Source organism: Sulfurospirillum sp. 1307 (genome assembly GCF_054408545.1).
Map to the genome: position 1 here is coordinate 2,119,780 of NZ_CP176011.1, position 14,586 is coordinate 2,134,365.

A 14,586-nucleotide genomic window follows, 5' to 3' on the forward strand; every position below is an offset into this window, starting at 1 on the left:
CTATTATTTTCCTACTTATCTTTTTGCTAAAGCTTTGGCTAAAGCCTTTTTGATTTTATCATATTGTATATCAATTGGATGCTCTTTAGTTTTTATTTTTTCTAAAGACTCTTCACTTTCTTTTAGTTTTTTCTCCCAAATTGCAATATCTTTTTGTTTATTTGAAATCTTTATATCTATCTCTTTTAACTCTTTTGTGATTAATTTTTTCCTTATTAACAGTTCATCTTCTTGTCTATATAGCTTAGAAATTAGTTGATTTTTATCGTATATCTTTTCATTTTCTCCATCTTTATACATAACTTTTTTTGAACTTGCATTTTGTACTTTTTGCATATTTTCTTTTAGAGTTTGAAGCTTATTTTCTAACTCATCAAGCTCTTTTTCTTTATCTTTTTTTTGGTTTTCAAAATTTAACATTTCTACTAAATGATCATCAATCTTATGCTTTATCCCTACTATCAAATTTTTTTTATCATAAATCGTTTGCTTTGCTCTTTTGTGTTGAATCATGACTGATTTAATCGTAGTTATATTCCATGCACGATTATTTTCATCTAGTATTGGAATGGCTTTGTGCCTTATCCCATTTGCATCGATTGTTTCATTTACACTGAAGTAGCTTAAAAACTCAATTGCTTTTTTATCTTGATTTGAAAAATGAAAAAGTATATCTTCTGCGATATTTAACAAAAATTCATCAAACATTTCTCTTAAAAGATATAAAGACAAACCTTTTATGGTTTTTTCATCATCTAAGTCTGTATTTTCTAGTAAAATTAACTCCATCATATTTATAAAAACAACTATAAATATCTTTTTAAACTCATATGGATTTAACTTTTTAAAACTAAGGTTGTCTTCTATGACAAAATCTAAAAGCCATAAAGAAAGTTCCTTATAATCTTCATTTTTAAAATATCTTTGTTTATACTCTTCTAAAATATCAGGACTAATTCCACAAGCTCTTCTTTCTTTAGCCTCTTTTTGTGTTACATGTAGAAAAAGTTTTATATAAATACAATCATCTAGAAAAAAAATGGTATCTAATTTACTTAAGTTTAATTTTTCAAAGATTATCCTTTTTAAAACATCTTTGATTTCACTATTTTTCATCGTCTCTTGAGTAAGCATAAAAGACATCAGCTCTTCATAATCATACCCATCAATTTTATACAAATATTTATTGATTTGATATCTTTTCAAATCTCCTAAAAAGAGTTCCAAATCAGACAAAATCCCAATCAAAACCCAAACCTCTTAAGCATTTGTCTTATAACTTTTTCAAAATCAGGATGATTTAAAACATCTGCATGAGTTGTATCTTTTAACTCTACATGTAAAGCTAGATTTTGTACACTTTTTTTGAGCCTATCAAAATGATACTTTGGTATGGTTTGGTCATCAAACACTTCTATAAGAGCGATTGGAGTTAAGACTTTTTGTAGGTATTTGGTTGATTCAAACTTGTGTTTAGCAAGAAGCTCTATTGGTAAAAATGGATATTTTCTTTTTCCAATAGATACAATTGAATCATATGGAGTTATTAAAATCACTCCTTTAACTTCTCTCTTACTCGCTAGATATGAAGCTACACCGGTACCTAGGCTTCTTCCTATTATAACTATGTCTTTATCTTTTGCAAATTCATCATATATTTTTATTGCATCACTAAAAAGTGCCGTTTGGCTAGGTTTACCATCGCTATTTACAAATCCTCTGTAATTAAATGCTACTATATCAAAATCATTTATATTTTTTAACTTAAGCACTATCCTAGTAGCATCATCAGCATTTCCACCAAAGTAGATGATCAAAGGAGCATTTTGTTTTTTAGACTTTTTATAAACTCCTCTAATAAATAGGCCATTTTTAGCTTCTAGTGAGATTTGTTTGGTATCTTCTAATGTAAATTCTTCTTTATTTTCAATAGCATCAGGATTAAAAATCTTTGAAGTTTGAGTAAGATATACATACGCTAAAACTAAAACATAAAGTCCAATCAAACATAAAAAAAATAGTTTCATAATGTCATCTTTACAGTCATATCGTTTTTTAAATACTCCTCTTTAATCTCTACATGTAAAGCTTTTTTATTGGCAAATAACATTATATCATCTATTGTTTTATAGTTGAATGTTTTACTTTTTTTATCCCCACACAAAATATTAAAAACTATGCCTTTTTTTGAATGATTTAGCATATTTTCTAAAAACAGCCATGTTTGAAAATCACTGAGTATATTTAAACTTCCACTTGCGACATACCAAGTAGCAAGTGGCAAACTTTCTTTTAATATATCTTTACATGTAAAGAAATTTTGAGGAAATTTTTTTTGAGAGATACTAACAAAAAGCTCCATAGAATCTATGCCTATGTACTTTTTTACTTTGATTTCATTTGCTTGCCAAAAAGCGTACAAATCAGCAAATCCACAACCAGCATCAGCTATAACTGAGTTTTTTAATTCATCTTTTAAAAATTCTGTTATAACCTCAAAGCGAATCTCTTGTGATTCTTTTGAGTTCCAATTAAGACCTTTTGGAGTTTGCCCAAACTTCTTATAAGCTCCTAGATAAAAATCTTCATTGCTTATTGACATGCTATACTAATAAAGCTGAAATCCTTTTTTGAAGTTGATCATTTTTATGAGCTTGAGCTAGCATAGATGCTTCAAGTTTGATCTTATTTGAACTTAAATCATTTATCTTTTCATCCATCGGACTCTCTTCAATCATAGATTTTGAACTAGTAAGATTTGATACTGCTGAGAGTGAATTTGCAATACCTACTTCAAAGTTTTGCATAGCTGAGTCAATATCACTTCTAGTTGCACTAAGAGAATCTACGAACTGTTGTATTGTTGATTGGTCTGTTATGTCAAGTGCGTCTATGTCTCCTACTTCTAAAGCATTTACTGCTACGTTGGAATTTCCAGTTTCAAATGTCATAGACTCTCCAAAAAGCTGCTTGCCATTGTAAGTTGTACTGTCTACCATGTCTTTCATAGCTTCTTTTGTGGCATTAAACTCTTGCTTTAGCATAGCTTTTTGGTCACTATTTAGTGCAGCATTGTTTTGTCTAACTGAGAGCTCATTTAATCTGTCTGCACTTTGAGATAAATTTTGTAAAGTAGAATCAGCAATTTGAAGCATCCCAATTGCCTCATTTGAGTTTTGAATACCCTGAGTCATAGAAGAGATTTGAGTATTTAAAGAGTCTGCTATCATAAGGTTTGCACTATCTTTCCCACTAAGCTCTCTAACAGCTGCAATCTTTGAAAGTACCGAGTCGGTATTTGTTTTGTGGTTATTTAAATCATTTAAAGCTTGTGTATTAAAACTATTACCTATCTTCATGATGCACTCCTTCATTTCTACACGTAAACTATTATACTACTTGATAGTAAAGATGTCAAATTTTGATGGCATTTTTTTTAATCTCATTTGCCAGTAATTCATCCCTTGGATTGAGTTTTACTATGTCAAATTTTAAATCCATATTTAATTTCATCATAGAGATAATAAAATCAACCTTTTTCTTTCTAAATTCTATCCTAGAATCACTAGAGTCTACTGCTAAATCTATATCTCCTCCAACTTTAAAATCATCAATCCTACTTCCAAAAAGATAGACATCACTACTTCCAAAGCTCTCTTTTGCACTCTTTTTAATAGCCTCTATAATCCTTTTTGATAATCTCACTTTATATACCTTTTTGCAAACTCAAGACTACTTAGATAATAGCTCTCAAGTTTTTTAAAACTATTTATACAAAATTTCAAATCTTCTAAAGCATCTTCAAGCTCTTCAGGATAATCATGCTCAAGTTCATTTCTAACCTCACGAAGTTCTATCCAATCTCCCAAACTATCAATAATACCTATAGTATAAAACTTCGCTCATTTTGGTATAACTAATTCCAGATATATCTAGCAATAAATTAAAAATCTTTGCTCCCAAAAAATCTTGTAATGATGAGAATCTTTTCAAATAAGCATCCAAAATTGCTCTTTTTTCAGCTTCTAAAGATTCAAAAATCTCTATGTCATATATATTTTTCTTTCTTACTAAATCATCTATCAATCTCTTATACTCTTTTAAAGCAACATAGTGTTTTTCTAATTTATTTAGTCTTTTTTTAAGTATATCACCTTTATCTGACATAGTTTTTGCCTCATCTTTAATTTATAATAATTATTATATCATATATCGACGGAATTAAATTTGCTTAAGATTATAACAAAAAGCTAAAAAGGAACAAATGTGTTCAATGGTGCAAATATACTTATAACTGGCGGAACTGGGAGTTTTGGTAAAAAATATACAAAAATACTTCTTGAAAATTACAAGCCAAATAAAATCATAATATACTCAAGAGATGAGCTAAAACAGTATGAAATGGCTGGAGAATACAACAATACATGTATGAGATACTTCATAGGTGATGTAAGGGATGAGAAGAGATTAAGAAAAGCGATGTATGGGGTTGATTTTGTTATCCATGCAGCTGCTCTTAAACATGTACCTGTGGCTGAATACAATCCGATGGAAGCCATAAAAACAAATATAAACGGTGCTCAAAATGTCATAGATACTTCTTTGGAAGAAGGAGTCAAAAAGGTTATCGCTCTTTCAACAGATAAAGCAGCAAACCCAATAAACCTTTATGGAGCAACAAAACTAGCTAGTGACAAACTTTTTGTAGCTGCAAATAATATCTCAGGAGGAAGAAAAACAAAGTTTTCTGTTGTAAGATATGGAAATGTAGTTGGAAGTAGAGGAAGTGTTATACCATTTTTTAAAAAACTCATAGCTAGTGGGGCAAAAGAACTGCCAATAACTGATGAGAGAATGACAAGATTTTGGATTACTCTAAGAGAAGGTGTTGAATTTGTTTTGAAAAATTTTCAAAGAATGCAAGGAGGAGAGATATTTATCCCAAAAATTCCTTCTATGAATATAGTTGATTTAGCTCATGCAATAGCACCTGATTTACCTATAAAAATCATTGGAATTAGACCTGGAGAAAAGCTACATGAAGTAATGGTTCCAAAAGATGATAGTCACTTAACTTTAGAGTTTGATGATCACTTTGTGATTGAGCCAACCATACAATTTACAAGCAAAGTTGATTTTAGTACAAACTTACTAAATGAAGTTGGAAAAAGAGTTAAGTTAGGATTTGAATACAGTTCAGATACAAATGAAAAATGGCTAAACAAAGAAGAACTTTTAAAAATGGTTGAAAGCGTATGATAAGCTATAGTAAACAAAGTATAGATGAAGATGATATAAAAGCAGTAGTAGAAGCTTTAAAAAGTGATTTTTTAACTGGTGGAAGCAGAGTTGAAGAGTTTGAAAAAGCACTTTGTGAATATATTGGAGTAAAGTATGCTGTTGTTATGAACTCTGCAACTTCAGCTTTACATGTAGCCTACCTATGTGCAGGGATAAAAAAAGATGATGAGATTATAACAACACCCATAACATTTATGGCAACTTCAAATGCAGCTTTGATGGTAGGAGCAAAACCTGTTTTTTGTGATGTAAAAAGTAATGGAAATATCAATGAAAATAAGATAGAAGATTTGATAACTCCTAAAACCAAAGCCATAGCTCCAGTTGATTTTGGTGGAAATCCAGTTGAGATTAAAAAGATACAAGAGATTTGTCAAAAACACAATCTAACTCTCATCGAAGATAGTTGCCATGCACTAGGAAGTGAGTTTGAAGGTAAAAAAGTTGGAAGCTTTGCTGATATTTCTATCTTTAGTTTTCATGCTATAAAACCTATCACAACTTGTGGTGAGGGCGGAGCTTTGGTTACTAATGATAAAGAGATATATGAAAAAGCAAAAAGATTAAGAAGCCATGGTGTAGTAAAAAAACAAGTTTGGAACTCCGAAGCACATGAACTAGGTTACAACTATAGACTTAGCGATGTTGCATGCGCTCTTGGGATTTCTCAACTACAAAAGTTAGATAGCTTCATAGAAAAAAGAACAAAAATCGCAAAATTTTATGATGAAAAGTTTAAAAATAACCCATACTTTTTTCCTGTAAAGATACCTCTACATGTAAAGAGTTCATATCATCTCTACCCAATACTACTTGATAGAAGTTTGTGGTGTGCTAAGGAAGATATATTTAAAGCTTTACATACAAAGGGGATAGGCGTTCAAGTACACTATAAACCAGTATATAAATTTGCTTTATATAAAAATCTATTTGGTGAACAAAGTTTGCATAATACTGAAGAGTTTTACAAAGCTGAATTATCCCTTCCGTGCCATCAGGAGATGAGCTTAGATGATGCTAAATTTGTGGCTGATACTCTATTTGAAATACTTCAAGAGATTAGAGGGTGCAAACTTTAAATATGGTATAATTATTAACAATGGAGGATAAAAATGGTAGATATTGAAAAAATAAAGCCTGAAATTATTGAAAAACTTAAACCATTGAATCCTGATAAAATCATACTATTTGGTTCATATGCTTATGGAACTCCAAATGAAGATAGTGATTTAGACATATGTGTAGTAAAAAAAACATATAAAAATAGATGGGAAGAGAAAGCTAAAATAAGAAAACTTTTAAGCAATATAAAAGTACCAAAAGATATATTGGTCCCTTTTTTAGATGAATACAACTTCTACAAAAAAGAGTATGGCTCTGTATACAAAGACATAGAAGACAAAGGTGTTGTACTATGGAGTTTTTGAAACAATACCAAATATTATTTAAAAAAGCAAGAACAGATTTGAAAGTGGCAAAAAATATATTGGAAGATTTTGAAAATGGAGATGAAGAACTCGATCTTGAAGTTGTACTCTTTCATCTTCAACAGTCTTGTGAAAAACTCTTAAAAACTCTACTATCTTATAACAAAATTCATTTTACAAAAACTCATAGTTTAGAAATTTTGGTAGATAAAATAAAAGAAAAAAATATTAAATTAATACCTGATATAGATACTTTATTATCTCTTGAAGAATATGCGATTGAAGGAAGATATGCAATATTACATGATGATATAGAAAATGTAGACAAATATATAAAAATACTAGACAATCTACTAAAATTTGTTGAAGATACCATAGAGAAGACATCGTGAACATAGCAATAATCCCAGCTCGTGGCGGTAGTAAACGCATACCTAAAAAAAATATAAAAAAATTTTGTGGAAAACCTCTTATCGCTTACAGCATTGAAACTGCACTAAATAGTGGGCTTTTTGAAAAAGTATTAGTTTCAACTGATAGTGATGAGATAGCTAGTGTTGCAAAAAAGTATGGCGCAGATGTTCAGATGAGACCTAAAAAGTTAGCTGATGATTTTACAGGCACTTGGGATGTCATAGAGTATGTTTTAGAAGCTCTAAAAAAAGATGGGGAGTTTTATGAATTTGTTTGTACCATCTATGCAACTGCACCATTTTTAGATGAAAAATATCTAAAAGAAGGGTATGAAAAACTAAAAAATTCAGATGCCATAAGAGCATTTAGTGTAACAACTATGCCTTTTCCAATCCAAAGAACATTTAAAATAACAGATGGAAGATGTCAAATGTTTTGGCCAGAAAATTACAACAAAAGAAGCCAAGATTTAGAAGAGGCTTATCAAGATGCAGGACAATTTTACTGGGAAAAACAAGGTATGAAAAGTAACGAGATATTTTTTGGAAAAGATTCTATTCCTATCGTGCTTCCTCGTCATTTAGTACAGGATATAGATACTATGGAAGATTTTACAAGAGCTGAGTTAATGTATAAGGCTTTGAATGAAGATAAATTTGACAAATGGAATAAAGTTAAAAAATCAACTCACAATACTATCAGAAAAACAGGCTTTAAAGAAAAAGAAATTTTTTGGTTAAGGATGGGTCAAAATATAGGGAGTGAAGAATACGGAAAAGGAAATGAATTTCAAAGACCTGTACTGATCATAAAAAAACTTACTTTTAACCTTTTTATAGGAATTCCTCTTACTTCAAAGCTTAAAGAAGATAATGATTATTTTCATACTATTTCATACAGAACAAAAAAAGGCATAATAGAAAATTCGACTATGCTTTTACAAATAAAATCATTTGACAAAAAAAGGTTGATGGGAAAAATAGGAACTCTAGAAGAAAAACAATTTTCAGAAGTATTAAAAAAATTAAATAAACTATTTATCCCCTCTTAAAAAAAGAGGGGGGTGCCCGAAGGCTAATTGTGCTAGTATTATACCACAAAGGATAAAAAATTACAATCTTTAGAGTAGATTTTGGAAATGACATAGGACTAGGACATTTAAAAAGAAGTCTTGTTTATGCTAAAAATTTTGATGAAGTCACATATATCTCAAAAAGCAACAAGAAAGAGTTTGTACCCTACCCTCTCATAACCATAAAAAATGAAGAAGAATTTTTTCTACATGTAAAGAAACTAAAACCTCTACATGTAGTTGTGGATAACTACAACTTTACATGTAAAGATGAAAAAAAGTTCAAAAAACTTTTCCCACAAATAAAACTTAGTGTTTTTGATGATGATTACAGAGAGCATTTTTGCGATGAAATTATAAATCACAACATAAGTGCAGACATAACCAAATATAAAAATCAAAATATTGTAAAAATCATACCACCACTCATACGAGATGAATTTATAAAAGAAAAAAAGATCCGAAGAGAAAAAATCTATGATATTTTTGTTAGTATGGGAGGAAGTGATACAGCAAATCTTAGCATTCCAATAGTAAAAACTCTACCAGATAATTTAAAAATAGCGCTACTTACAACTTCTGCAAATGAAAACCTAGATGATTTAAAAAAGTTTGTAGAAAATAAAAAAAATATAGCTCTACATGTAGACTCAAATGAAGTTGCCAAACTACTAAACCAAAGCAAATTTGCTATCATCACTCCTAGTGTTATAGTACATGAAGTTTTATATATGGAAATTCAATTTGTAGCGATTAAAACTGCATCAAATCAGGACGATATATACAAATACCTTAAAAGAAATAGCTACAAAGTATTTGCAAACTTTGAAAAATGGTATAATAATAACAAAAAGGGGATAAAATGGTAGATATAGAAAAATTAAAACCTGAAATAATTGAAAAATTAAAACCATTAAATCCTGATAAAATCATACTTTTTGGCTCTTATGCTTATGGGACTCCTAATGAAGATAGTGATATAGATCTATTTTTACTAAAAGATGATTTAAAGCTAGATGACAGTAGATATTATTCAAGAGAAGCAAGAAAAAAAATCCGCGAATTAATTTTGAAATACAAAATAGGATTTGACATAATCTCTGCACCCACTAAATATGTCAATCAAACCCAAGATTATTTTTATAAGATAGATATTCTGCAAAATGGAAAAGTTTTATATGAATAAATCATCAGCTCAAAAATGGTTAGTTAAAGCTTGGCACAATTTATCTGGCGCAAAGATTTTTTACAAAGCAAATCACTATACAGATGTAACTGCTGTTGAACTTCACTATACAGTAGAGAAACTATTAAAATCATTCATAGCTTATGAAAACAAAAAAATACCAAAAACTCACAATCTAATTGAACTAAGCGGTTTGATTATAGATTTTATAAAATTTTCTGAGGAGGAATTTGATTTATTGGATATTATTTCAGGGTATCATATAGAAGAATCATACCCAATGCCTGACAGGACTTTACCTTCTAAAGAAGAAATAAAAGAAATTTTAGATTTTGCTGATAATTTACTAGAAAAAGTTTGTAAAATTTTAGAGGTTGATATAGATGAGATTAAAAAGTAGCCTGTCGCTTTTTACTCACTCATATGAAATTATCAAAAACAAACAAATAGATGTTCTTGTAATTGCTTCCTCGTTCTTCAATGAAATTAAAGATACTTTAAATGAAAACAACATAAAAGCAAAAGAAATAGAGACTTTTTTCTAAGGATATAAATGAAAACTATAAAAACAAAAAACCGTGAAATTGGCGGAAACAAGCCTGCTTATATCATAGCCGAAATTGGTAGCAATCACAATAATGATTTTGATATAGCTTTAGAAATGATAGATAAAGCGAAAGAAGCTGGAGTTGATGCGGTCAAATTTCAAACTTTTAAAGCTGAGAATCACTATTCAAAATTCACACCTAAACACTCACAACACAAAAAAAATATTCATGAACTTATAAAAGAATTGGAGATAGATAGAAATTGGCATAAAAAATTAAAAAATTATTGCGACAAAATTGGGATTGATTTTTTTACATCACCTTGTGATTTTGAATCTATTGATGAAATGTTAAAACTAGAAGTTCCTTTTTTAAAAGTTGCTTCTTTTGATTTAACAGATTTAAAATTGATAGAATATATGGCAAAAACAAAAATACCACTTATCCTTTCTACTGGACTTGCAACATTAAGTGATATTGAAAATGCTGTAAATACATCAAAAAAAGCAGGTAATGACAATATAGCTCTACTTCAATGCACTTCGTTATACCCTGCTCCTGCTAAGCTATCAAATCTTAATGCTATGAAAACAATGCAATTAGCTTTTGATTGTGTTATAGGATATTCTGATCATACGATTGGAGATCATATACCAATTGCGGCTGTGACTTTAGGAGCAAAAATTATTGAAAAACACTATACACTTGATAGAACTATGAAAGGGCCTGATCATTCATTTGCAATTGAGCCAAATGAACTTAAAGATATGGTAAAAAAAATAAGAGATATAGAAGTATCATTAGGAGATGGTCTGAAAAATGGACCAAGGGAAGAAGAAAAAGAGAACTTTAGCTTAAGAAGAAGTATAATTGCAACAAGGGATTTAAAAAAAGGAGAAATAATTACCCAAGAAGATTTGATCATAAAAAGACCAGGATATGGCATTGAACCTAAATTTTACGACATTGTCATTGGACGAGAAGTCAAAGAAGATATAAAAGAAGATGAGTGGATTACATGGAGAAAAATATGAAAAAGTTGTTAATCTCAGGCTTAGGCGGATCACTTTTTCCTTATCTTATAGAAAAATTAAATAAACAATATGAAATGATATTTATTGACTCGAATCCAAATGTTTTACGCTTATACCCAAATGAAAGAATCTATATTGTTCCAAATGCTACTGAACCTACTTTTGAACAAGTTGTAATTAAAATAATAAAAAAGCATTTGATTGATTTTTATATCCCTCTTATAGATGAAGAAATCTTAAAAGCAATAAATATAGCACAAAAAACAAATATTAAAGTATTGGCACCTTCTAAGCAATTTGTGAAGTTGTCTTTAAATAAGTATAAATTAATGCAAACATTAATGGATTTAAACATATCACATATACCAACTTTTTTTGCAAATAATTTTTCAGACCAGATCAAATACCCATTATTTTTAAAACCAAATATTGGTCGTGGTAGCAGGGGCATAAGAAAAATAGAAAACCATGATCAATTCAACGCATATTTTATTTTTGAACCATACAAAAAAAATGAAGTTTTAGTACAACCTTATATTGACGGTACGGAATATACTGTTAGTGTTACAGTAAATAACCTTAATCAATTAATTTCTATAGTTCCTAAATTAGTATATTTAAAAACTGGTATAACTAGATACGCTAAAAGTATAAAACATAAAAAAATTGAAAAATTATGCAAAAACCTTGTGGGTACACTGAAACCCTGTGGATCTTTTAATGTGCAGTTAAAAGAATATAATGGTGTATTATATATCTTTGAAATAAACCCAAGATATTCTACTACAACTGTATTAAGTGTGGAAAGTGGTATAAATGAAATTGATTTAAACATTAAGAACTACAATAAAAATAAAATTGATTATATGAATGATTTTAAAGAAACTTTTTTGCTAAGAAGATGGGAAAATATTTTCTATGAATAATGTATTAATTATCGGAGGAAAGGGATATATTGGACAACATATGAAAAAAATTTTTCCAAATGCAATATATACCAATAGTAAAGATTTTGATTTAACCAAAAAGGATGAAATAAAAAATTTTATAACGAATATAAATATAGACTTCTGTATTATTTTATCATCAAAAATAACTTTTAATAAAAAAATTTCTATAGATAGTGAGCCATTCTTAACAAATGTTGAAGGCTTAAATAACCTACTTGCTACATTTACTGAATTAAGGAAATATCCCAAAATAATATATTTTAGCTCTATGACTGTCTATGACAAAAATGCAGTTTCACCTGTAAAAGAAACTAGTGTTTTAAAGCCTATACACGATTATGGGCTTTCAAAAGTATTTGCGGAAAACATTATAAATTTTTATAATTTCAATTCAGTAATAATTAGAATTCCTGGTGTATTTGGAGGTTCAAGAACTGATGGTTTTATTTATAATACAATCACAAAACTAATAAAAAATGAATATATTAATATTAATACTTCAAATATTGGATACTGGGAAACAATATATATAGAGGACTTAATAGTACTATTAAAAAAATTTTTTGAAATTTACGATTTCAAAAGATGTTTTGATATATTTAACTTTTCTTATGGTACAAAAACAGATTTAATAGAAACTGCTTTTTTCTTAAAAAAAGAATTAAAATCTAGTAGTAAAATCGCTATAAAAAAAGAATATAGTGATTTATATCTATCGAATGAAAAACTAAATAAATATATAGACATCAATATAAATTACTTTAGTTCACTTAAAAAATATGTATACCTAATTAAAAAAAATAGGCAATTATAATGACATTTGTTATAGGTGACATACATGGAGAAATAACAAAACTAAAAAATCTTATAAAAAATATATATATTTTAGATAAAAATCCGTTATTAATATTTATAGGTGATTACATAAATAAAGGAGAAAATTCAAAATTAGTTTTAGACTATCTCATAAAATTACAAAATTCTATATTTTTAATGGGAAACCATGAATATTATATTCTAGAATATATCAAAAATAAAAATTTTGGAAATGAAATAATAAAACATGGATATAAAAGTACTTTCATAGATTTCAATATAACCCTTGAAAACATTTATGATAAGCTTTATTTGCCTTACAAAAATTTTTTTGATGAACTAATTCCTTTTTATGAAGTCGATGAATATTTTATATTGCATCAAGGTCTAGATATAAATTATTTAAAAAAACCCATTAATTCAATTCCATTAAATAATTTTTTCTCTTGTGATAGATATGTTTTTTTGAAATCTAATAAAAAAATCAATAATAAATTAATTATTTTTGGACATACAGGCTTTCAATACCCATTTTATGATGGATTTAAAATAGGCATTGATACTTCTGCTGTGTATAGCAAAGATGCTAATCTTACTGCATTCTGTTTAGAAAAAAAAATATTTATTAATGATAAAAAATGTACTTTTAACTTATATGATCTAAAATTAGATAGATGCCCAAATATATTTAGACATATTCCATATAGATTACGAGGAAATAATAATGAATAAAAAAATTCTCATAGTAGCAGCTCACCCTGATGACGAAGTTTTAGGTTGTTTTGGTACAGTTGCTAGACTCATAAAAGAAGGTTACGAAGCATATACTCTAATACTTGGCGAGGGGAAAACTAGCAGAGGAGAAGGGAAAAAAGAGATTGAAGAACTAAAACAAGAGATAAAAAAAGCAAATGATAAAATAGGCATAAAAAAAGTTTTTACTTATAATTTCCCTGATAATAGTTTTGATAGCATTCCTCTTTTAGACATCGTAAAAACTGTTCTACATGTAAAAGAAAAAGTCAAACCAAACATAATATTTACCCACTATGAAAATGACTTAAACATAGACCACCGTCTAACCTACCAAGCAGTCATAACTGCTACCAGGCCGATGGAAGATGAATATGTAAAAGAGATATATAGTTTTGAGATACTTTCTTCAACAGAGTGGAATTACCCACTATCATTTTCACCTGATACTTTTTTTGATATATCCGATACAATAGATTTAAAAATAGATGCCATGAGAGAATATCAATCTGAGTTATGTGCATTTCCCCACCCAAGAAGTTTAGAAGGAATTAAACTAAATGCAAATTATTGGGGCATGAGAGTTGGTAAACAAGCTGTTGAAGCTTTTAAAAGTATAAGAGTTGTAAAATGATAAAGTTAAAAAACTTTATTGATTTAACTCAAGAGGAGATAAGTCTTGTTTTAAATTGGAGAAATCATCCAAACATACAAAAATGGATGCATACAAAAGATATATCAATCAAAGAGCATTTAAATTTTATAAAAAGTTTGCAAACTTCTAAATCAAAAAATTACTTTTTAGTTCTTGAGAACACTTCATACTTAGGTGTCATTTACTTAGTAAATAACTATATTGGGTTATATGCAAATCCTGAAAAAAAAGGAGTAGGCAAAATTTTAATGAATGAAATAATTAATTTTGCATCTAAAGTAAAAAAACTCAAATTTATAAAAGCTGAAGTTTATAAAGAAAATCAAAAGGCTATACAACTTTATAAAAAATTTGGCTTTACTAATGTTGATGAATCTGAGCAATTATTAATTATGCAATTAGATATAAATATTTTTTAGAATACATTAAA

At 28.4% G+C, this 14,586-nt stretch carries 22 protein-coding genes; 15 read left to right on the forward strand and 7 right to left on the reverse strand.

Features of this window, described 5'->3' with window-relative positions; translation table 11 throughout:
- Window positions 1-15 precede the first annotated feature (15 nt).
- The 7 genes from ACKGJI_RS10890 to ACKGJI_RS10920 are packed head-to-tail and all read right to left on the reverse strand — an operon-like array spanning window position 16 to window position 4,167.
- A complete protein-coding gene (locus tag ACKGJI_RS10890) occupies window positions 16-1,248 on the reverse strand; it encodes a coiled-coil domain-containing protein (RefSeq protein WP_458700334.1) in 1,233 nt (410 codons plus the stop codon).
- Window positions 1,245-2,027 (reverse strand): alpha/beta hydrolase, encoded by a 783-nt coding sequence (locus tag ACKGJI_RS10895; protein WP_458700335.1) that lies wholly within the window; start codon window positions 2,025-2,027, stop codon window positions 1,245-1,247. Before ACKGJI_RS10895 ends, ACKGJI_RS10890 begins: the two co-directional genes overlap by 4 nt.
- Window positions 2,024-2,602: a class I SAM-dependent methyltransferase gene (locus tag ACKGJI_RS10900; RefSeq protein ID WP_458700336.1), complete on the reverse strand. Its 579-nt coding sequence runs from the start codon at window positions 2,600-2,602 to the stop codon at window positions 2,024-2,026. Before ACKGJI_RS10900 ends, ACKGJI_RS10895 begins: the two co-directional genes overlap by 4 nt.
- Window position 2,603: 1 nt before the next feature.
- Window positions 2,604-3,359 carry a flagellin gene (locus ACKGJI_RS10905; RefSeq protein WP_458700337.1) on the reverse strand — a complete coding sequence of 252 codons (756 nt, stop codon included), beginning with the start codon at window positions 3,357-3,359 and terminating at the stop codon, window positions 2,604-2,606.
- 55 nt (window positions 3,360-3,414) lie between these two features.
- Window positions 3,415-3,705: a nucleotidyltransferase domain-containing protein gene (locus ACKGJI_RS10910; protein WP_458700338.1), complete on the reverse strand. Its 291-nt coding sequence runs from the start codon at window positions 3,703-3,705 to the stop codon at window positions 3,415-3,417.
- Window positions 3,702-3,869 carry a hypothetical protein gene (locus tag ACKGJI_RS10915; RefSeq protein ID WP_458700339.1) on the reverse strand — a complete coding sequence of 56 codons (168 nt, stop codon included), beginning with the start codon at window positions 3,867-3,869 and terminating at the stop codon, window positions 3,702-3,704. Before ACKGJI_RS10915 ends, ACKGJI_RS10910 begins: the two co-directional genes overlap by 4 nt.
- A gap of 4 nt (window positions 3,870-3,873) precedes the next feature.
- Window positions 3,874-4,167 carry a hypothetical protein gene (locus tag ACKGJI_RS10920; RefSeq protein WP_458700340.1) on the reverse strand — a complete coding sequence of 98 codons (294 nt, stop codon included), beginning with the start codon at window positions 4,165-4,167 and terminating at the stop codon, window positions 3,874-3,876.
- 99 nt (window positions 4,168-4,266) lie between these two features.
- On the opposite strand from ACKGJI_RS10920, the gene pseB reads away from it, so the two are divergent.
- From pseB to pseH, 15 genes are all read left to right on the forward strand, one after another.
- Window positions 4,267-5,259: a UDP-N-acetylglucosamine 4,6-dehydratase (inverting) gene (gene pseB / locus ACKGJI_RS10925; protein ID WP_458700341.1), complete on the forward strand. Its 993-nt coding sequence runs from the start codon at window positions 4,267-4,269 to the stop codon at window positions 5,257-5,259.
- Window positions 5,256-6,380 carry a UDP-4-amino-4,6-dideoxy-N-acetyl-beta-L-altrosamine transaminase gene (pseC, locus tag ACKGJI_RS10930; protein ID WP_458700343.1) on the forward strand — a complete coding sequence of 375 codons (1,125 nt, stop codon included), beginning with the start codon at window positions 5,256-5,258 and terminating at the stop codon, window positions 6,378-6,380. The genes pseB and pseC overlap by 4 nt, the downstream gene beginning before the upstream one ends.
- A 33-nt stretch (window positions 6,381-6,413) precedes the next feature.
- On the forward strand, window positions 6,414-6,728 hold the full coding sequence (locus ACKGJI_RS10935; protein ID WP_458700344.1) for a nucleotidyltransferase domain-containing protein: 315 nt from the start codon (window positions 6,414-6,416) through the stop codon (window positions 6,726-6,728).
- Complete coding sequence (locus tag ACKGJI_RS10940; RefSeq protein ID WP_458700345.1) at window positions 6,716-7,120, forward strand: HEPN domain-containing protein; 405 nt, start codon at window positions 6,716-6,718, stop codon at window positions 7,118-7,120. Before ACKGJI_RS10935 ends, ACKGJI_RS10940 begins: the two co-directional genes overlap by 13 nt.
- Window positions 7,117-8,193: a pseudaminic acid cytidylyltransferase gene (gene pseF / locus ACKGJI_RS10945; RefSeq protein WP_458700346.1), complete on the forward strand. Its 1,077-nt coding sequence runs from the start codon at window positions 7,117-7,119 to the stop codon at window positions 8,191-8,193. The genes ACKGJI_RS10940 and pseF overlap by 4 nt, the downstream gene beginning before the upstream one ends.
- Before the next feature lie 263 nt (window positions 8,194-8,456).
- Window positions 8,457-9,083, forward strand: a complete 627-nt coding sequence (locus tag ACKGJI_RS10950) for a hypothetical protein (RefSeq protein WP_458700347.1) — start codon at window positions 8,457-8,459, stop codon at window positions 9,081-9,083.
- Window positions 9,077-9,400 (forward strand): nucleotidyltransferase domain-containing protein, encoded by a 324-nt coding sequence (locus ACKGJI_RS10955; protein WP_458700348.1) that lies wholly within the window; start codon window positions 9,077-9,079, stop codon window positions 9,398-9,400. The genes ACKGJI_RS10950 and ACKGJI_RS10955 overlap by 7 nt, the downstream gene beginning before the upstream one ends.
- A complete protein-coding gene (locus ACKGJI_RS10960) occupies window positions 9,393-9,800 on the forward strand; it encodes a HEPN domain-containing protein (RefSeq protein ID WP_458700349.1) in 408 nt (135 codons plus the stop codon). The genes ACKGJI_RS10955 and ACKGJI_RS10960 overlap by 8 nt, the downstream gene beginning before the upstream one ends.
- Window positions 9,784-9,945 (forward strand): hypothetical protein, encoded by a 162-nt coding sequence (locus ACKGJI_RS10965; protein ID WP_458700350.1) that lies wholly within the window; start codon window positions 9,784-9,786, stop codon window positions 9,943-9,945. The genes ACKGJI_RS10960 and ACKGJI_RS10965 overlap by 17 nt, the downstream gene beginning before the upstream one ends.
- Before the next feature lie 8 nt (window positions 9,946-9,953).
- Complete coding sequence (locus ACKGJI_RS10970) at window positions 9,954-10,982, forward strand: N-acetylneuraminate synthase family protein (protein ID WP_458700351.1); 1,029 nt, start codon at window positions 9,954-9,956, stop codon at window positions 10,980-10,982.
- Window positions 10,979-11,908 carry an ATP-grasp domain-containing protein gene (locus ACKGJI_RS10975; RefSeq protein ID WP_458700352.1) on the forward strand — a complete coding sequence of 310 codons (930 nt, stop codon included), beginning with the start codon at window positions 10,979-10,981 and terminating at the stop codon, window positions 11,906-11,908. The genes ACKGJI_RS10970 and ACKGJI_RS10975 overlap by 4 nt, the downstream gene beginning before the upstream one ends.
- Window positions 11,901-12,746 carry an NAD-dependent epimerase/dehydratase family protein gene (locus tag ACKGJI_RS10980; protein ID WP_458700353.1) on the forward strand — a complete coding sequence of 282 codons (846 nt, stop codon included), beginning with the start codon at window positions 11,901-11,903 and terminating at the stop codon, window positions 12,744-12,746. The genes ACKGJI_RS10975 and ACKGJI_RS10980 overlap by 8 nt, the downstream gene beginning before the upstream one ends.
- On the forward strand, window positions 12,746-13,480 hold the full coding sequence (locus tag ACKGJI_RS10985) for a metallophosphoesterase (RefSeq protein WP_458700354.1): 735 nt from the start codon (window positions 12,746-12,748) through the stop codon (window positions 13,478-13,480). The genes ACKGJI_RS10980 and ACKGJI_RS10985 overlap by 1 nt, the downstream gene beginning before the upstream one ends.
- Window positions 13,473-14,135, forward strand: a complete 663-nt coding sequence (locus tag ACKGJI_RS10990; protein WP_458700355.1) for a PIG-L deacetylase family protein — start codon at window positions 13,473-13,475, stop codon at window positions 14,133-14,135. The genes ACKGJI_RS10985 and ACKGJI_RS10990 overlap by 8 nt, the downstream gene beginning before the upstream one ends.
- Complete coding sequence (gene pseH, locus ACKGJI_RS10995; protein ID WP_458700356.1) at window positions 14,132-14,575, forward strand: UDP-4-amino-4,6-dideoxy-N-acetyl-beta-L-altrosamine N-acetyltransferase; 444 nt, start codon at window positions 14,132-14,134, stop codon at window positions 14,573-14,575. The genes ACKGJI_RS10990 and pseH overlap by 4 nt, the downstream gene beginning before the upstream one ends.
- Window positions 14,576-14,586 lie beyond the last annotated feature (11 nt).